This is a genomic window from Mycobacteroides sp. CBMA 271, assembly GCF_009729205.1.
In the GTDB taxonomy this organism is placed as follows: Bacteria; Actinomycetota; Actinomycetes; order Mycobacteriales; family Mycobacteriaceae; genus Mycobacterium.
Genome location: NZ_VTHB01000006.1, coordinates 369,641 through 388,302 on the forward strand (window position 1 = coordinate 369,641; position 18,662 = coordinate 388,302).

Sequence of the window (18,662 nt, forward strand, 5' to 3'; positions counted from 1 at the left end):
CCATACCACCGATGCCAGCCTTTGATGCGTGAGCCTCTTCGAAATCGAAACCAGCGCCTTCACCACCTCAACCCCTGACGAGCTGTACGCATTGGTCAGCGACCTCCCCGAGAGCGGCCGATGGAGCCCAGAATGCATTGGCGGACAGTGGATATCAGGCGAACCCGGTCAGGTTGGCGCCCGCTTCCGGGGCAATAACAACCGGGCCACCGATGTCGTGGCCTGGGCGCCGGTGGTGCGCGGCGGCTGGCAGACGGAAAGTGAAATCGTGGCCGCCGAAACGCCGAAGCAATTCAGCTGGTCCATCCTGAACCGCTCGGGCGAGCTGCAAGAGAGCGTCTGGAGCTACTTCGTGGACGCTGCCGACGGCGGCTCGATACTGCGGCACCACTACCGCATGGGCAAGCCCACCGAGGGCATCACCGAGATCATGTCCCATCTCGACGAAGAGGGTAAGGCCCGGTTCGTTCGCGAATGGGGCGACAAACTCCGTACCGATATGCAGGCCACCGTGGACGCCATCGCGCGTATCACCCAGGAAGCTCTTCCTAGCCAGAAAGTCGAAGTGCCCCAATGATTCTTCAGCGCATAGGAAACCGTGGCATCAAACTCGGAACGCTGTTTGAGCGCGCCGCGCGTAGGCACCCGTCCAATACGCTGACCCTGGATCACCGGCCCTCGCTGGCGCCGCAGCTCGAGGGCACCTCGACCATCGCCCAGGTGGCGACGGCTGTGGACGATATAGCCCGGCGGCTGCGGGCCGCGGGTATCTCGCCAGGAGACAAACTTGTCATCCATAAATCCGATGGTTTCGACATCACGCTGGCCGCCTGTGCCGCGGCCCGCGTTGGTGCGGTGCCAGTTCTGTTGTCGCCCAAGCTAGACGGGGCGACGGTCGCAACCCTCATCGAACGAGTCGGCAACCCGACCCTGCTCACTGATGCCGTGAAACTGGACGGCGACCTGGCCGGGCAGCCCATCGCCGATCTCACCTCCCGCGTCTTGCTCGCGGAAGGCAAGCACCCGCAGGCCGTGACACTGTCGGATCTGACGCCGGCGGCGCCCGCACCCGCCGTCATCCCCAGCCCGCACGACCCGGCGTTGATCACCCATACATCCGGTACCACCGGGGTGCCAAAGCTGGCTGTGCACACCAACTTTACCTTCGAGGCACGGTATCGACCCCAGGCCGGCGTCGCCGCACTGGTGCGTCGCCGTGAGCCCATCGTCATCCACGTGTCGTTCGTGCATTCGCGCCTGGTGACGGCGCTGGCGATCGCGATCCTGCGTGGGTTTCCCGTGGTGGTTCTTGTCGACGACGAGCCCGAGCACGCCGCGGAGATCTTCCTGCGCGTCAAGCCGGGAATCCTGGAGGCCCACCCGAACACCTTCATCAATTGGGAAGTGCTGGCCGAGGATCCGCGCCGACCCTTGGCATCGGTCAAATACTTCAGCAGCACCTTCGATGCCATTCACCCGCGCACCGTACGCACCCTGCTCGCCGCCACGGAGCGCCGCCGCCCGCTCTTCGGGCAGCTCTATGGTCAGAGTGAGGTGGGCCCCATCGTGGCCCGCGGGTTCAGCCGCTTGCGGTCCGCGGACTCCGATGGACGCTGCGTCGGGTTCCCGTTCCCGGGTATGACCGATGTCCGAATCGTGTCCCGCAACGGCCAGCCGCCGTCCGTAGAGAACCCGGGTTACATCGAAGTGCGCACCGACGGACGGATCCGTACCTACCTGGGCGAGCAGGAACGCTACGACAATCAGCTCGACGACGGCTGGTGGCGCATGGGCGATGTCGGCTACCGCACGCGCTGGGGCTGCATTCATCTGCTTGACCGCGAGGTAGATCTCATCGAAGGTTTCGGCAGCACCCTGGCGGCCGAGGATCGCCTCTTCCTTGCGGTGGACGAGCTCACCGAGGTGATCATCGTCGCCGGAGCGGGTGGTCTCGCGCAGCCGGTCGTGTGCACGAAAAATGATGTGCCGCTGAACCTGAACGCGTGGGGTGCCGCAGCGGCGCAGCTGCCGCCGATGGCCCCGCCGTTGCAGCTACGCCTCGCAGAGCTTCCGCAAACCGCCACCACGAAGATCAAGAGACTCGAGCTGTCCGCACGGATCGGCGCGGGGGCAATCTAGTGTCCCGGCTCATCGTCGTCGGTGGCGGCATCGGCGGGCTTGCCGTTGCGTTGAGCGCCGCCTCGGCGGGCAACGAGGTCATCGTATTGGAGCGGGCGCGCGAGTTCGCCGAGATTGGCGCGGGGATCCAGCTTGCGCCCAACGGCTTACGTGCACTCGATGTGCTCGGCGTGGGCGACAAAGTGAGCAGCGTCGGTGTTCAAGTGGACTCCTTACGCCTCTTCGATGCCACCGTGGACAGGCTCGTCAACACGATGAGCCTGGGCGCGGACTACCAGCAGCGGTTCGACAGTCCGTACCTGGTGGTGCATCGCGCGGAGCTGCATCGCATTCTGGTGGAGGCCTGCGCTTCGGATACCCGCATCGAATTACACAGTAGCAGTGAGGTATTTGGGTATCGACAGGAAGCCACGGGAGTACGGGCACTGCTTGCCGACGGCACCAGCGTCGAAGGCGACGGCCTCATCGGCGCCGACGGCATCAATTCGTCGATCCGGCGGGCTCTGCTTGATGACGGGGATCCGCGGGTTGCCGGTATCACGGTGTACCGCACCACGGTGCCCATCGACCACGTCGACGCGAGCTTGCAATCCAATTCGGTCACCTGGTGGACAGGGCCCGGATGCCATCTGGTGACCTACCCCATCGCCGGCGGCTCACTACTGAATCTCGCGGCAAGCCGCACCGACGGGGTCGCGCAGGCGCTCTCGGGAGTTGCGGTGAGCAAGGCGCGGGTGCTCTCCGAGCTGGCACCGCTGCGTGGTACCGCCCGCGACCTACTTGAGTTGGGCAAGGACTGGAAGTCGTGGGCGCTTGTCGATCGCGATCCGGTGCGGCAGTGGTCCGATCATCGGGTGGTGCTGTTGGGAGACGCGGCGCACCCCATGTTGCACTATGCGGCGCAGGGCGCCAGCCAAGCACTGGAGGATGCCGTGGTCCTGGGCGCGATCATCGGTGTCGATCCCGATCGTATCCCCGGGTGGTTCACCCGGTACGCGGAGGCGCGTCGCGACCGCACCGCCGATGTGACTCTGGCCGCGCGGGACAGCGTCCGCATCTGGCATCCGGCGGGCGAGGCGGCCATCGAACGCAACGAGAAGCTCGGGGCCATGACGGACGCCGATCTACACGATGCGTTGGCCTGGATGCATGGAGACAACGACTTCGGACTGGCTTCGGTGACGTCGGCGGCGGGGGTGCAATAGATGCCTGACCATCAGATCTGCATCATCGGTGCGGGACCGCGCGGCCTGGCAGTCCTGGAAAGGTTGTGCGCCAACGAAAGACATGCGCCCAGTGCGGATCGCGTCGTCGTACACGTCGTAGACCCCTACTCTCCGGGTGCCGGATCGGTCTGGCGCACCGACCAGTCCTGGCACTTGCTGATGAACACTGTGGCATCCCAGATCACCGTATTCACCGACGACAGCGTGGCCATCGAGGGTCCCATTGAACCGGGTCCCACGCTTTTCGAGTGGGCGCAAAGCCTTGCGCTGCTGGGTGACCCGTCCCGTAGCGGAGAGAAGGCAATTAAGGAAGCGCGGGCGCTGCGATCGAACTCCTATCCGACCCGAGCGCTCTACGGGCATTACCTCAGCGACAGTTTCGCGCGCGTCGTCGGGTGGGCCCCCGACCACATGACGGTGCATGTCCACCGCTCCCGCGCGGTGGCGCTGGCCGATACGCATGGCGATATTGATGGGCCACAGGGGGTTCGGCTGGAGAATGGCACTCGATTGCATGACCTCAGCGCCGTCATCCTCGCCGTCGGGCATGTGCCGGCAGGTCTGCGTCCCGGTGAGGCGCGCGCGGCCTCCCTTGCCCGCATCCATGGGCTGACGTACGTTACGCCGGCCAACCCCGCCGATATTGACCTGTCCGCGATCAAACCCGGTGAGCCCGTGGCAGTTCGGGGTCTGGGGTTGAACTTCTTCGACTATATGGCGCTGTTGACGGTCGGGCGGGGTGGGAGGTTCGAGCGCGAGGAACAGCGACTGGTGTACCGCCCGTCCGGGCAGGAGCCTGTTCTGCATGCAAGCTCCCGGCGTGGCATTCCGTACCACGCACGTGGCGAGAACCAGAAGGGCTCCTCGGGTCGCTACCTACCGCGGCTGCTCACCGTCGAACGCATCGCCCGCCTCCGCGAGACTCTCGGGGGCCTGCTGCAGTTTCGACGCGATCTGTGGCCGCTCATCGCGCGCGAGGTGGAATGCGTTTACTACGAACGGCATTTAGCACAGCGAGGCGCAGGAACCATCGAGTTCTCCGAGCAGTATCTCCACGCCGACGAAGGCAAACTGCCGGCTGTGCTGGCGGAGCACGATCTGCTCGACGTCGCGTGGGATTGGGACGATCTCGACCGTCCGTGGGGCGACCGGGAGTTCGCCGGCCCCGCGGATTTCACCGCGTGGATCCTCGAACATCTCCGGGCCGATGTGGTGATGGCACGGGAGGGTAACGTCGACGGACCCGTGAAGGCAGCGCTGGATGTGCTGCGCGATCTGCGCAATGAGATCCGGCTCGCGGTGGATCATGGTGGGTTGGATGGGAAGTCGTACCGGGAGGAGCTGGAGGGCTGGTATACGCCGCTCAACGCGTATCTGTCCATCGGCCCCCCGGCTCAGCGGATCGAGGAGATGATCGCGCTGATTGAGGCCGGGGTGCTGCATTTGGTGGGGCCTCGGATGCAGGTGCGATTCGACACCCACGATCCTGCCGTCGTGGTCGAGTCATCGCTGATTGCCGGATCAGCCATCAGGACGGGCAGCCTCATCGAGGCGCGATTACATGAACCCGACTTGCGGCGCAGCAGCGACCCGCTTCTCATCTTTCTGCTGGAAACCGGTCAATGCCGGCCATACGAGATTCCCGCCGACGGGCACAATGCCTACCAGACAAAGGGATTGGCGGTCACTGAGCGCCCCTACCGAATGATCGGCGCCGACGGACGGGTGCATCCACGCCGGTTCGCCTACGGGGTGCCCACCGAATCCGTGCACTGGGTCACCGCGGCGGGTATCAGGCCCGGGGTGGATTCGGTGACGCTCGGCGACGCAGACGCCATCGCCCGCGCCGCGTTGGCGAGCGCACCCCATCCGGTCGAGGATGTCGGTGAGCCCGGGGTGTTGGTGTGAGCGGATTCCTTGATGCCGGGCTGCTCTCGCCGGTCAGTGCAGGCACCGTCGCCGAGGCCGAATTGACCGATGCCGCCTGGCTGCAGGCGATGCTTGATGCCGAGGCAGCGCTGGCAGCCGCACAGGCAGATATCGGTGTTCTACCCAGGGACGCGGCGGACGTGATCGCGAAGGCCGCGACCGTGCACGATATCGACATCCGCAGGGTGGCGTTGTCCGCCAGGGAGACCGCCAACCCCGTCGTCGGCCTGATCAACGAATTGACCCGGGTGGTGGGTGAGATCGATCCGAGTGCAACCGATTACGTGCATCGGGGGTCGACCAGTCAAGACATTCTCGATACCGGGGCGATGATGCTGGCCAAGCGGGTGTTGGTCATCATCGCCGCCGATCTCGCCGCTGTCGCCGAGGCCCTCGCGGGCCTGGCCGCTACGCACCGAGACACCGTCATGGCTGGCCGCACGCTGTCACTACAGGCCGTTCCCACCACATTCGGGCTCAAGGCATCCGGCTGGCGGGAGCTGATACTCGATGCGCGCGAACGAGTGTTGGCGGTGGCCGGTGGGCTGCCGGTCTCGCTCGGCGGTGCCGCGGGAACCCTTGCCGGATACCTCGAATACTCGGGACTGGAAGGCTCCGACCCGAAGGTATTTGTCGAGAAGCTGAGCGCGGCCTTCGCGCACAGGACCGGATTGTCGTCGACCCCGTTGCCGTGGCATGCGCTGCGCGCTCCGATAGCGGATATCGGCTGTACCACAACGTTTGTGACGGGTGCTCTCGGTAAGTTCGCCATCGACGTGCTGACCTTGAGCCGCACCGAAATCGCCGAGGTGGCCGAACCCGCGCCACCGGGGCGGGGGATCTCCTCGGCCATGCCACACAAGAGAAACCCTGTGCTCGCCACAATGATTCGATCGGCGGCGCTGCAGGTTCCGGCGCTGAGCACCATCCTGACGAACTCGTTGCTCAGCGAGGACGAACGGTCCGCGGGTGGCTGGCACGCGGAATGGTTGGCGCTGCGGGAATGTCTGCGGCTCACCGGCGGTGCCGCGCAGACTGCCGTTGATCTCGCTCGCGGACTCCAGGTTCGGGCGCAGCGCATGTCGGAGAACCTTGCGCTGCTCGGCGGACAGCCGTCGGCCGAACGGCTCTCGGCGGCACTTTCCCCACGGGTAGGCAGGAAGCAGGCGAAGGCTCTCGTATCGTCCGTCATCGACGAGGCAGTCGCGCGTGGCGTGAGTTTGCGCGAGGCAAGTCTCGCCCGACCCGAGATCGTCGCTTGGTTGAGTGTGGCCGAGATCGATGAACTGGTGGATCCGGTCACCTATGTAGGAGCCGCAGGTCAGCTTGTTGATGTGGCGATCGCGCCTCGATCCTGAGGACGCCACCTGCGCGAACTTTCGCTCAGATCGATTCTTTGCGAATTGTTCGCGCGCAATAGTCTTGACGCTGCCATACCCCGCCCATACCGTTGCCACGCACACACGGCAGACGGGTAGTTGGGATTGACTGAAATACAGGTGGGCGGGGCGCGCGATGGGGGCTCCGTGGTAGGCCCATCTGCCCTGTCGGTGCTGCGCTTGTTGGCGTCGGGCACGGCTCCCGACGCATTCGAGGCCCGGCTCAAGGAGATGGCACGCGAGTCCTCGCCGCCGTGGAGTGCCGCCGATCTGCATCGTGCGCGGGGATATGCCGAGCGTATTTACGGTCTGATCGAAGGACAGAACCAGCGTGAGGCGCGGCTGTCCAACCTGGTGGGTGTGGGTATCGAACTTCTCGGTTGCCACGATATCGACGAGGCATCGACCACTTTGATCAAACGGGCCCGCATCATGTTTGACGCCGATTTCGCGTTCATCTCGGTGCGTGACGATTCCGGACCAGATGTGCGGCATCACGTCCGGTATGTGGATGGGCCCACCACCGCCATCAACCGTGGCCTGTACTTCCCGATCGGCGACGACATCGGATTGGTCAGTCTGTACCGTCCGGGCCAGGGCCCCGTGTGGACGGCAGATTATCCGTCCGACACGAGGTTTGTGCGCGCGACCGACGGTGATGCCGCGATGCGGTCCGAGGGTGTGCACAGCCTGATGATCATGCCGATGGAGCATGAGGGGCAGCACTTCGGAAATCTGTATGTAGGTTCGCGCACGGTGCGCAGCTATGCCGGCGCAGAGCGGTCACTATTCGCGAGCCTCTGTTCATTCGCGAGTATTGCGCTGGCGCGTGCGGACGAATTCGCAAGTAACACAACCCGAATCGGTGAGCTGGAGCGTCGCATCGAACTGCGGACCGCGCTGCTGGACACCGGTGCCGGCCCCGGCGGCATGGACAGTTTCGTCCACACCGCAGGGGAGCAGCTGGGTGTCGCCATGCGGGTGACGGGGCATGACGGCGCCGAGATCGCTTCTTATAAATGGGAACCAGAACCAGCGAACGTGCTGTCCACCGCGCTCACGGTGGGCGACGACTATCACGGCGAGCTATCTGTAGCGAGCCTGGACGACGGACCGGTTTCTGTGTACCCGTTGCACATCCAGGACCTCGCCACCACTGCCGCAGTGGTGATGTGTGGTGACAATCGAATGTCGTTGTCGGTGTCCCAGTTGCGTAATGACCTGCTGCATGACGTTTTGGACTACCGTCAACGAGACAGTCGTCTGGTCCAGATCTATGCCCGCCGTTTGGCTTTGGACCTCAACCAACCACACGTCGTCGTCATCGTCAGGCCGGAACGTGGTGGGTTGGATCGGGCGTCACTGTGGTCGGCGTCGTTTGCCTCTCGGGTGGGCGGGCTGCGCGCCACGCAGGATGAGGTGGTGGTGCTGCTCGTCCCAGGAACGGATCCGGGGCGGACCGCACAGGCGGTATGGGACGAGACCACCGCGCACCTGCGGATGCCGGTGACGGTATCTTCGGCCGGACCGTCGGACCGTATCGAGTCCATCGAGGACACGTACCAGGATGCGACGCGCTGCCTGGACGCTATGAGCGCGTTGGGGGCGCTCGGAACAGCTGCTGCCGCAAATGAACTCGGATTCCTAGGGGTGCTGCTGTCTCGTCATCAGGATGTCGAGGGGTTCGTCCGCTCCATGGTCGGTCCCGTCATCGACTATGACGACGACCGCGACACCGATCTGCTGCAGACACTCGACGTGTACTTCACCGTCGGTGCCAGCCCAACCCGTGCCGCGAAAATCCTGCACACACACCCCAATACTGTGGTGCGTCGCCTCGATCGAGTGAACGAGCTACTGGGTGACGGGTGGCAGGACGCCGAGCGGCTCTTGGACACGCAGCTCGCCATCAAGCTGTGGAAAGTGCGGGGCTCGCTGCTCACTCGCCAGACCGGGTGACACCAGGCAGCCAACCGCGGCGGCGATAGACACCAGGGTGGCGTGACGATGCCATCCGGTGAACGACCGTCCCGCGAAGTCCTGCATACCCATGCGGTTCGCGAGGTGCAGGTATCCCTGTTGCACGTGGTCGGCCAGTGCCACCTGATGCGCCTGAGACGAGGTGGAGAATTCCGGGTCGTTGGTCAACCACAGTTCGGTGCGCGCACGAGGATGGTCCAGGGGAGTCATGCCGACGAGCGTGAGAGGTGCTGGCGACCGTTTCGCCTGCGGGTCGGCCAGCTGCACCTTGGCGATGCTGATCAGATGGCGACGCCCTTGGTAGACGTACTGTTCGGTGCGCCGTGAGCCCTTGGTGGCCTGCACGATCTGCGCGGCCGGCAGCACCCGGCCCTGGTGTCCGGCGAATGCCGGGTCGACGACCTGCAGTTGCAGGTCGCTGGGCACCCGGGTGGTGGTGACCTGATGCGCCAACGTTCCGAAGAGCTGCGTCAGGTCCGCACCGTTCGCGCCGAGTAGATCGAAGATCACCGGCGCCTTCGAGGGACGGGCCACCCGGACGAACTCCTGGAACGAGGAAAGTGCGCATCCGCTCACCGATTCCAGCGGATAGTCCTCGGGAATGGAGGTCTTGGTCTTCTTCGTCGCGGATTCCAGCCAAGGCTGCGACAGATGCAGCCGCCAGCTCACCGGCACCGCGAAACCGTCTGCCGCCAGCCAGACGCTGAGGGCCAGTTGGCCGTTGACCGCACGCCCGGCGCGTGGGCAGTATCGGCGGTCCACGCCCACCGAATGCACGCCGGCCTTGGGGATCAGCATCGGGGTTACCACCCAGGCGGCGGCGTGATAGGCGCTGGTGAGGTAGGCCGTCAGGTCCCGGCGCACCGCCCACCAGTCCCAGGTGGAGCTGTTCACGAAGTGATGCAGGTTCTGCTCGCTCACCTCTCTACCCATGGATTGGCCCATCGAAGCGGCCATGTTCCTCGCGGATTTACGGCCGGGCACCTTCAGCAGCCCGGTGACATAGTCCTCTCCCTTGGCACGTTGATCGCAACGCGGCAGCGAACGCAGCACGTCCGGGCACACATGTGCGGCGACGGACGCCATGGCGTCGACGGCGTTGACGCGGGGGCGCGTATCGAACAGCTCGGTCGCGGCCTGTGGCTTGGTCGCAGATGTCATGTCTGTCGCACCTCGATGAATTAGCGGATGTTCGATGTCGCCCCCAGCTTGGGTGACAGTCGCGCTGTACACCAGGTATTGGCACCACACAAAGTGACGGACTATGCGGGTGCCCCGCTACACCCGCCGTGGTGGACGAATGCAAAGTGGCCGTGTGATGAACAACCCCATGACCTGCGCATTATTGAATCCAGCCTGAGTGTCTAGGTGGCGCAATGGGGTGGAAAGGGGTGCAACCTGACGGATTGCCGTCGAACTGACGAAGTGAATTCGCGATTGTTTGGTGCGGGATGGGCCATCCCGAAGATAGAGGGGTGATCACCCGGCGGGCATTGCTAGGAACCAGCGTGGCGTTGGCGGGAGCGGCGGTACTGGCCGGTTGCGGATCGCCGGCTCACGCAGCGGCCCCGCTAGTCACGGTGACCGGCGGCCCGATCCGTGGGGAAACCGCCGGACGGGTGCATGTGTTCCGAGGCATCCCCTATGCGCAGCCGCCGACCGGCGCGAATCGATTCCGGTCCCCTCTCCCCGTGGCTCCGTGGCGAAATGCATTGGACACCACCCGATTCGGATCCGATTTTATCCAGCCGGCAGGTGGCGACCCGGTGCGCCAGGAGGACGCGCTGTACGCCAACGTGTGGACACCGTCGGTCGACGGGGGAGCCAAGCTGCCCGTCATCGTCTACATCCATGGTGGAGGCTGGTCTCGGGGCGCGGGCAGCCTTCCCGTCTACGACGGCGCCGCGCTCGCCGAGCATGCCGGTGCCGTCGTGATCAACTTCAACTACCGGCTGGGCGCCTTCGGTTTCTGCGGCCATCCCGCCCTGGAAGACCCCGAGACTGGGCTGCACACCAATTGGGGGCTACAGGACCAAATCGCTCTCTTGCGTTGGGTCAGTGAGAATGCCAGGGCATTTGGCGGCGATCCGGGAAACATCACACTCATCGGGACCTCGGCAGGCGGTGCCAGTACCTGGCAGTTGTCTCTGCATCCGCAGACACGACCGCTGCTGCGCCGGATCGTCAGCATCAGTCCGGCGCATGTCTGGAGTCCGTACCTGAGCCTGACGGCGGAAGACGCCGCCTCGGTGTTCGACGCCTTGGCCGCTGCCCACGGGGTTTCGGTGCAGAACCTGAAAGACATACCGGCAGACCGGATACGCGATTGGTGGGTCGCCCAGTTCGCATTGCCGCGCTCTGGGCGCGTGGTCACCAGCGGTCGCCAGTATCGCGGCCCTGTCTTGGATCCGGTGCTGCTTCCCGCCTTCGACGTGAACCAGCCGATGCCGGACATCCCCGCCATCTCCATCTACACCACCACGGAGGGGGCATTCTTCACCGATCGGGGTGCCCCCGACCCACAACCGCGGCCCACCGATGCTGCCGCGCTCCGGGCCGCCTTCCGTGACATCCTCGAGCAGGGGGTGTCGGTATCCGATGCGACAGTTGCTGATGCCGTTGCCGTGTACACGGATTCGGCGAAAGCGGACGGCCGGCCCACGGATCCGCTGTCGCTGTGGACCGAGCTGTGGGGCGATGCGCTAATCCGACACGGCATTCTCGCGTTCACGCATCGCGCGGTCGCCGAACAGCGCGCACCGCTTTACCTGATGGAGTACGCGCATCCGGTAAGACCGCCGTACTTCGGTGTGCCCCACGAGTCGACATCGCCCTTCCTGTTCGGCACCTATGCGCATCCCGCGAACGTGGCCAAGTTCGGTGACGGGCCGAAAGAGCGGGATACCTCGGCCGTCTTCATGGATGTGGTGGCCGAATTCGCTCACGGTCGCGCGCCGCAGAGTCCGCGGCTTCCTCGATGGGATCCGGTCGGCGCGGACCTGCGTCAGCTCGTGCTGCGTGATGGTGCCGGAACCATTGCGGCACCCACCAAGACCAGACAGCTGGGCATTCTCGATGCCGTCCAGTGGGGCAAGTGAATCAGAAATCAATCGAATGGAGACCACTGGAATGACTGCGTCATCGTTGCTGTTCGATACCGGACATGCTGTACAACAGCCCGACTGGGAAAATCCAGTCCACCTAGAACGCGTACGCGCGGAACTCAGCGAGCTGCCCGCGCTGGTCGGCGCCGACGAGATCAGGACGCTGCGCACCCTGCTGTCCACGGTCGCGCATGGCCGTGCCACCATCATCCAGGCGGGCGATTGCGCGGAGGATCCGCAGGAGTCGACGGACGCCCATGTGGCGCGCAAGGTGGCGCTGCTCAACGTGCTCGCTGGCACCATGCGGATGAAGACTCACCGCCCGGTGCTGCGTGTCGGGCGTATCGGCGGCCAGTACGCCAAGCCAAGATCCAAGCCTACCGAGACGATCGACGGCGTCGAGCTGCCTTCATTCCGTGGGCATTTGGTGAACGGACCGCAGCCGCACCCGGTGCATCGGCGGGCCAACCCGGATCGGATGCTGGCCGGCTACTGGGCGGCGAATCGGGTGATGGGGCATCTTGGGTGGCGGGTGCCGTCCTCGCTGTCGGTTATCGAACCGCCGGTGTGGACGTCACATGAGGCGCTGTTGCTCGACTATGAGGCACCGCAGCTGCGTCGCGATGGCGAGGGCCAGATGGTGCTGACATCCACGCACTGGCCGTGGATCGGAGATCGGACCCGGCATCTGGATGGCCAGCATGTCGAGTTGTTCTCTCGCATCGCAAATCCCGTGGCGTGCAAGGTGGGACCGTCGATGACGACCGACGACCTGCTCGCGCTGTGCGACAAGCTGGACCCGGAACACGTCAGCGGACGGTTGACGCTGATCGCGCGGTTGGGGGCCTCGGCGGTACGCGCAAAGCTGCCGGAGTTGGTTGCGGCAGTGCGTGAATCAGGGCATCCGGTGATCTGGTTGTGCGATCCGTTGCACGCCAACACGGTGTCCACGGAGTCGGGGTACAAGACTCGCCACGTCCAGACGGCCATAGACGAAGTGCGCGGCTTCCGCGAGGTGCTGTCCGAGGCCGGTGTGCACGCCGGTGGACTGCATCTGGAGGCCACCCCGGACGACGTGGTGGAGTGCGTACTCAACGACTCGCAGAACCATGAAGTTGGACAGCGGTATTCGACGCTATGCGATCCGCGGCTGAACATCGCACAGGCCACTGAGGTGGCGTCGGCATGGTAGCGGTGGTTACCGGCGCGGGAGGGGGCGTCGGTTCTCAGTTAGTGACCACACTGGCCCGTCGTGACGAGCGTGTGGTCGCGGTGGACATCGACGAGGTTGCGATCAAACAGCTTGTCGAGTACGCCGCCGAGGAAGGCCTGGACATCATCGGGCAGGTTCTCGACATCACCGACGACACCGCGGTGGCAGTGGGGGTTGCGGACATCGAATCCCGCATCGGACCCATCACCTCGCTCGTCAACGGTGCGGGCGTGCTGAGAACCGGTGCTGCGGTGGAGTTCTCCGATGCCGATTGGGCACTGACCTTCGACGTCAATGTGCGCGCGCCGTTTGTGCTGAGCCGAGAGGTAGCGCGGCACATGATCCCGCGACGTGCGGGGTCGATCGTGACCGTCGCCTCCAACGCTGCGTTAGTGGCCCGCAAGGGGATGACGGCCTATGCCGCGTCAAAGGCGGCCGTAAATGCCTTCACCAAGAGTCTGGGGCTGGAGCTCGCTGAATACGGGATCCGTTGCAACGTCGTTGCTCCGGGCTCCACCGATACACCGATGCTGCGCGCCATGCTCGGAGAATCCTCCGATTCTGGTCTAGTTGCCGGCAGTCTCGATGACTTCAAGCCGGGAATCCCGCTGGGGCGCGTTGCCCAACCGCGCCACATCGCCGACGCCGTGGCCTTTCTGCTCTCCGACCAAGCCGCCCACATCACCATGCACACGCTGGTGGTCGATGGCGGCGCGACGCTAGGGGTTTGATCAATGACCACAGTTGAACGCGGCATACCGATCATCGCCGAATACGACCTGCCCACCGCCGACCTGCTGCCTACCAACACCGCGACCTGGCAGATCGACCCAGCGCGTGCCGTGCTGCTCATTCATGACATGCAGCGCTACTTCCTTGCACCGCTGCCTATTTCATTGCGCACCCAGCTGGTGAGCAATGTCGCGGCCATCCGGGAACGGTGTGTGGCGGCAGACATCCCGATTGCCTACACCGCGCAGCCCGGCAGCATGACCGAAGAGCAGCGAGGGCTGCTCAAGGACTTCTGGGGACCCGGCATGCGGGTCGATGAGGAGCATCGTCAGATCGTCGATCCCATCGCACCCGAGTCAGGGGATTGGGTCTTCACCAAGTGGCGATACAGCGCCTTTCACCGGTCGGCACTGCTAGAGCGGATGCATGCAGCCGGACGGGACCAGCTGGTGATCTGCGGCGTATACGCACATGTCGGGGTGCTGATGACGGCGGTCGACGCATTTACCCAGGACATCGAGACCTTCCTGGTTGCCGATGCGACCGCCGATTTCGATGACGAATCACATTGGATGGCATTGGAGTACGCGGCCCGGCGGTGCGCCGTGCTGACCGTCACGGATGAGGTGCTGACATGAGTGACCTGCTTGGGCACGTGTTGACCGGTACGGCCGGGCCGTTCGCGCTGCTGTTCCGACCCGAATCGGGTGCGCCCGATACCGTCGATGTGTTCACGGGGGAGGTGAGCTCCGTCGAGCGCATCGCCGATCTGCCCTTGCGTGACGCGCGCGTTGGGCACGACCTGCTGGCGTTGGTTCCGTATCGGCAGATTGCCGAGCGTGGGTTCGTGGCACCCGATGACGGTGCCCCGCTGCTGGCACTCGCCATCGAGCAGCAGGAGACGGTCCCCTTGTCCGAGGTGCTCGAGAGGATTCCTGAGCATCCGGTAGTGGTGGGCCACAGTGATTTCGACATCGACGACGAAGAGTATGCGCGTCTGGCTTCGGGAATCATCTCCGAGGAGATAGGCCAGGGTGCGGGAGCCAACTTTGTGCTCAAGCGGAATCTGCTCGTCCAGTTGCACGAGTATTCGATCAATACTGCGCTGACCCTGTTTCGCCGGCTGCTGGAGCGGGAGAGGGGGGCGTACTGGACCTTCCTGGTGAACACGGGGGAGCAGGTTTTCATCGGCGCTACGCCCGAACGCCATATCAGCGTGCAGGATTCATTGGCGGTGATGAATCCGATCAGCGGGACCTACCGATACGACGCCAACGGTCCGAGCCTGGACGCGGTGATGGAGTTTCTGGCCGATACCAAGGAATCCGATGAGCTGTACATGGTGGTTGACGAGGAACTGAAGATGATGGCTCGCATTTGCCCGGATGGCGGGCAGGTGCAGGGGCCGTATCTCAAGGAGATGGCCCGGTTGGCGCACACCGAGTATCTGATTTCCGGTGTGACGAACCGTGATCCACGCGATGTCCTTGCCGAGACGCTGTTCGCGCCCACCGTGACCGGCAGTCCGTTGGAGAACGCGTGCCGCGTCATTCAACGGTACGAACCCAATGGTCGGCGGTACTACAGCGGAGTGGCGGCGCTGATCAGCACCGACACCGCTGGGGTACGGCAACTGGATTCGGCCATCCTGATCCGTACCGCTGAGATCGCTCCGAATGGTGCGCTCACGGCCGGCACCGGAGCAACCATCGTGCGGCACTCCAACCCCATGAGTGAGGCTGCCGAAACTCGTAGCAAGGCAGCGGGATTGCTGTCCGCACTGACGACGCGTCGTGAACTGCGGAGTCATCCCCGCGTGACGGAGGCTCTCGCGAGTCGCAATACCGGTATTGGGACGTTCTGGCTGGGGCATGGCCCTCTCGACACCGCCACGAGACTCCTCGGGCGGACGGCGCTAGTCGTCGACGCGGAGGACACCTTCACCTCGATGATCGGATTGCAGCTGCGGGCCTTGGGGCTGCAGGTGGACATCAGGCGGTTCGACGAGGACATCGAGCTCGGAGCACATGACATCGTGGTGTTGGGTCCCGGTCCCGGCGATCCGACGGCGCTCGATATCCCGAAGATCGCGACCCTGACCGCGTTGACGAAGACCGCACTCAGCCAACGCATTCCATTCCTGTCGATCTGCCTGAGCCATCAGGTGCTCTGCCGGCAACTCGGCCTTCCTGTCCGGCGCAGGCAGCAGCCGAACCAGGGTGTGCAGCGACAGATCGACCTGTTCGGCGCGGAGCGGCACGTTGGGTTCTACAACACCTTTGCGGCCACGGCGGATGGTGAGTGGGTGGACACTCCGGCGGGACGGATACAGGTCAGCTCGGACCCCGTGACGGGCGAGGTTCATGCGTTACGTGCCAAGCGATTCGCCTCAATTCAGTTTCATGCCGAGTCGATCCTGACAAGGGACGGGGTGGGGATTTTCAGTGAACTGTTGACACCGCTCGCGACGGGGGTTCCGGTACTAGCATGACTAGTGTGCGCGTCGACATTCATGCCCACCTGTGGTCCGACGAGTACCTCTCGCTGCTGGACAGTCATGGGCGGGCCGGTACCGATGTTCATCGTGGTCTCGGTGCGGGGGCTGACCGGGCTGACCTCGATGGCCGTTTCGCGTTGATGGATGAGGCGGGTGTCGGCCTGCAGATCCTTTCCGCGACACCGGCATCGCCCCATTTCGAGGACGAGGAAGCGGCCGTGGAGAGCGCCCGGTTCGTCAACGACGAGTACGCGAAGCTCGCGAGTGAGTATCCGGGACGGTTCAGGGCGCTGGCGTCTCTGCCGTTGCCGCATGTCCCGGCCGCGGTGCAGGAGTTGAACCGTGCGATCGATGATCTCGGCATGTTCGGGGCGGCGATCACCACCTCGGTGCTGGGACTATCGATCGCCAACCCGGTCTTCGATCCGCTGTACGAGGAGTTGAATCGCAGGGGCGCAGTACTTTTCGTACATCCCGCAGGGTGTGGTGCGGAGTCCTCGCTTATCACCGACCACTCGCTCACCTGGTCCATTGGCGCGCCCATCGAGGACACGATCGCGATCATGCACCTGATCGTGGCTGGCATCCCGTCGCGATACCCGGACATGAAGATCGTGACGTGCCACCTGGGCGGGGCGTTGCCGATGGTGTTGGAACGCGTGAATCGGCAGGTCACTGAGTGGGAGGCGACACACTGCCCGGAGGCGCCGAAGGATGCGGCCCGGCGGATCTGGTACGACACCGTGGGGCATGACCACACGCCCGCATTGCAGGCGGCCGTCGCTTCGCTCGGTGCCGATCGGCTGGTCTACGGATCTGACTTTCCGTACCAAGGTGGCGCCAGATACGTCAGCTCCGCGACATACATCCGGGAAGGGCTGTCGGCTGAGGACGCATTGTTGATTCTCGATCGCAATGGCGCCGAGTTATTGGGGTTGACGAGTCCATAAAGTTGGACTGTGGAGGTCGATCCGGTCGTCGAGATAGATAGACGTATTCGGCTGGTGCTTGCCGGACGCGGGAGCGATGTGGCGCGCAATCTTCCATGGCTTGCCGCTGAAGCGCTTGTTGCCGGGTTCGATTCGCCCAGTCTGCGCGATCTCGCGGGCAGATCGATCGACGAGTATCCCGAGGATCTCTTGGAGTTATTGCGTGACAGTGCAAGTGAACTAGGTATTGAAGTACCGGATGAGGGTGGCGGCTTCCTTCTTGGTCTCTACGATCTGTGTCTTCGTGTCGGCCGCGGGCTGATGGTGCCCGGGGATGCCGCGAACGAGATCTATTGGGGCTTTGATGACGCGCGGATGGTCGGTTCGTACCCGAAATCGGTGATGAACGTAGTTTCGAACGCCATCGAGTACTCGGTGGGGTCCATGGACGAACACCCCAACGTCGCAGACTACGAGGACGCGTTTGTCCGTGCCGCCCAAGAATTCGTGGCCGTTTACGAATCCGGTCCCATCGATCGCGATCCCGAACGCAGTGCGGCCACTGCCGAAGTGGTGGCGCCACCGCCAGCGCGACGTCGTAGGCGCGGGTGGTCGAGGTGGATCCAGGGCTAAGCACTTGTCGGTAGGGGCGGTTAGTATTCGAACATGCGTTCGGTCGAGGTGTTGGAGGCGGCCGTCGATGCCTTCTGCGCTGAGTCGATCGAAGGGCTCACCGCCGCTGAGGCGTTGACGGTTCTGGCCCGGTTGGAGGTGGTGCAGCGACGACTGTCCGCCAGTGCGCTGGGGTTGGTGCCGAAGGTGACCGCCCAGGCCTCCCCGGTCGAGTTGGGCGGCACCTCTTATCTGGATGTGTTGTCGCGGCGGCTGCATATCAGCAGGGGTGCGGCGCGCAGGCGGATCGCGGACGCCGAGCAGTTGGCCCCACGCCGCGCACTGACCGGGGAAGTGTTGGCGCCGCAACTACCGAACGTGGCCGCCGCATTCGGGCGCGGCGAGGTCGGCGAGGAACACATCCGGGTGGTGCGCCAGTTCTTTGACCGGCTCCCGATCGTGGTCGATGCACCGATCCGCGCACGCGCCGAAGAGCAACTCGCGCAGATGGCCGCCCAGTTTCGGCCCGAACAATTGCGCACCGGCGCCGAACGCATAATGGCCTTGCTGAACCCGGACGGAGAATTCTCCGACATTGATCGAGCCAGGCGCCGCGGCCTCACGATCGGACAACAGGGATTCGACGGCATGTCACCCATCAGCGGGTTGTTAGACCCGGAAACCCGCGCCTATCTCGATGCCGTCTTCGCCAAACTGGCCGCCCCCGGCATGTGCAACCCCGCCGACCAAAGCCCCGTCGTCGATGGTGAGATACCCGCCGAAGCGGCAGAACGGGACACCCGCACCGGCGCGCAACGCAACCACGACGCCCTGCGCGCCACCCTGCGATCAAACATCACCTCGGGCGAGTTGGGTTCCCATCACGGACTCCCCGTGGCCGTCGTCGTAACAACGACCCTTA

At 64.4% G+C, this 18,662-nt stretch carries 15 protein-coding genes; 14 read left to right on the top strand and 1 reads right to left on the bottom strand.

What is annotated here, in order from left to right; translation table 11 throughout:
• Positions 1–28: 28 nt before the first annotated feature.
• From FZI91_RS17980 to FZI91_RS18005, 6 genes are all read left to right on the top strand, one after another.
• Positions 29–577 carry an SRPBCC family protein gene (locus FZI91_RS17980; protein ID WP_162526569.1) on the top strand — a complete coding sequence of 183 codons (549 nt, stop codon included), beginning with the start codon at positions 29–31 and terminating at the stop codon, positions 575–577.
• A complete protein-coding gene (locus tag FZI91_RS17985; protein ID WP_155940412.1) occupies positions 574–2,139 on the top strand; it encodes an AMP-binding protein in 1,566 nt (521 codons plus the stop codon). Before FZI91_RS17980 ends, FZI91_RS17985 begins: the two co-directional genes overlap by 4 nt.
• The gene (locus FZI91_RS17990; protein ID WP_162526568.1) at positions 2,139–3,344 is read left to right on the top strand and encodes an FAD-dependent monooxygenase; all 1,206 of its coding nucleotides are present in this window, start codon (positions 2,139–2,141) and stop codon (positions 3,342–3,344) included. Before FZI91_RS17985 ends, FZI91_RS17990 begins: the two co-directional genes overlap by 1 nt.
• Positions 3,345–5,273: an FAD/NAD(P)-binding domain-containing protein gene (locus FZI91_RS17995; RefSeq protein WP_155940413.1), complete on the top strand. Its 1,929-nt coding sequence runs from the start codon at positions 3,345–3,347 to the stop codon at positions 5,271–5,273.
• The gene (locus tag FZI91_RS18000; RefSeq protein WP_162526567.1) at positions 5,270–6,652 is read left to right on the top strand and encodes a lyase family protein; all 1,383 of its coding nucleotides are present in this window, start codon (positions 5,270–5,272) and stop codon (positions 6,650–6,652) included. The genes FZI91_RS17995 and FZI91_RS18000 overlap by 4 nt, the downstream gene beginning before the upstream one ends.
• Before the next feature lie 252 nt (positions 6,653–6,904).
• Complete coding sequence (locus FZI91_RS18005; RefSeq protein WP_162526571.1) at positions 6,905–8,632, top strand: helix-turn-helix domain-containing protein; 1,728 nt, start codon at positions 6,905–6,907, stop codon at positions 8,630–8,632.
• Here the strand turns inward: FZI91_RS18005 and FZI91_RS18010 are convergent.
• Positions 8,528–9,814, bottom strand: a complete 1,287-nt coding sequence (locus FZI91_RS18010) for a transposase (RefSeq protein WP_155940415.1) — start codon at positions 9,812–9,814, stop codon at positions 8,528–8,530. The genes FZI91_RS18005 and FZI91_RS18010 overlap by 105 nt on opposite strands.
• A gap of 314 nt (positions 9,815–10,128) precedes the next feature.
• Between FZI91_RS18010 and FZI91_RS18015 the strand changes: the two genes are divergently transcribed.
• The 8 genes from FZI91_RS18015 to FZI91_RS18050 form a co-directional block, all read left to right on the top strand.
• Complete coding sequence (locus FZI91_RS18015) at positions 10,129–11,751, top strand: carboxylesterase family protein (protein WP_309224181.1); 1,623 nt, start codon at positions 10,129–10,131, stop codon at positions 11,749–11,751.
• A 16-nt stretch (positions 11,752–11,767) separates the two neighbouring features.
• On the top strand, positions 11,768–12,949 hold the full coding sequence (locus tag FZI91_RS18020) for a 3-deoxy-7-phosphoheptulonate synthase (protein ID WP_155940417.1): 1,182 nt from the start codon (positions 11,768–11,770) through the stop codon (positions 12,947–12,949).
• Positions 12,943–13,701 (top strand): SDR family oxidoreductase, encoded by a 759-nt coding sequence (locus FZI91_RS18025; protein ID WP_155940418.1) that lies wholly within the window; start codon positions 12,943–12,945, stop codon positions 13,699–13,701. The genes FZI91_RS18020 and FZI91_RS18025 overlap by 7 nt, the downstream gene beginning before the upstream one ends.
• Before the next feature lie 3 nt (positions 13,702–13,704).
• Positions 13,705–14,340, top strand: a complete 636-nt coding sequence (locus FZI91_RS18030; RefSeq protein WP_155940419.1) for an isochorismatase family protein — start codon at positions 13,705–13,707, stop codon at positions 14,338–14,340.
• On the top strand, positions 14,337–16,193 hold the full coding sequence (locus FZI91_RS18035; RefSeq protein WP_155940420.1) for an anthranilate synthase family protein: 1,857 nt from the start codon (positions 14,337–14,339) through the stop codon (positions 16,191–16,193). The genes FZI91_RS18030 and FZI91_RS18035 overlap by 4 nt, the downstream gene beginning before the upstream one ends.
• A gap of 5 nt (positions 16,194–16,198) precedes the next feature.
• On the top strand, positions 16,199–17,149 hold the full coding sequence (locus FZI91_RS18040) for an amidohydrolase family protein (protein WP_162526570.1): 951 nt from the start codon (positions 16,199–16,201) through the stop codon (positions 17,147–17,149).
• Between the two features lie 9 nt (positions 17,150–17,158).
• On the top strand, positions 17,159–17,761 hold the full coding sequence (locus FZI91_RS18045) for a hypothetical protein (protein ID WP_155940422.1): 603 nt from the start codon (positions 17,159–17,161) through the stop codon (positions 17,759–17,761).
• A gap of 33 nt (positions 17,762–17,794) precedes the next feature.
• Positions 17,795–18,662: DUF222 domain-containing protein (locus FZI91_RS18050; protein WP_155940423.1), on the top strand; the 868-nt coding region annotated here is incomplete at its 3' end.

Coding starts and splice junctions, on each gene's coding strand:
- FZI91_RS17985 (WP_155940412.1), top strand. CDS start 574: ATGATTCTTCAGCGCATAGGAAACCGTGGCATCAAACTCGGAACGCTG.
- FZI91_RS18030 (WP_155940419.1), top strand. CDS start 13,705: ATGACCACAGTTGAACGCGGCATACCGATCATCGCCGAATACGACCTG.
- FZI91_RS18035 (WP_155940420.1), top strand. CDS start 14,337: ATGAGTGACCTGCTTGGGCACGTGTTGACCGGTACGGCCGGGCCGTTC.
- FZI91_RS17995 (WP_155940413.1), top strand. CDS start 3,345: ATGCCTGACCATCAGATCTGCATCATCGGTGCGGGACCGCGCGGCCTG.
- FZI91_RS18025 (WP_155940418.1), top strand. CDS start 12,943: ATGGTAGCGGTGGTTACCGGCGCGGGAGGGGGCGTCGGTTCTCAGTTA.
- FZI91_RS18005 (WP_162526571.1), top strand. CDS start 6,905: ATGGCACGCGAGTCCTCGCCGCCGTGGAGTGCCGCCGATCTGCATCGT.
- FZI91_RS18010 (WP_155940415.1), bottom strand. CDS start 9,814: ATGACATCTGCGACCAAGCCACAGGCCGCGACCGAGCTGTTCGATACG.
- FZI91_RS18020 (WP_155940417.1), top strand. CDS start 11,768: ATGGAGACCACTGGAATGACTGCGTCATCGTTGCTGTTCGATACCGGA.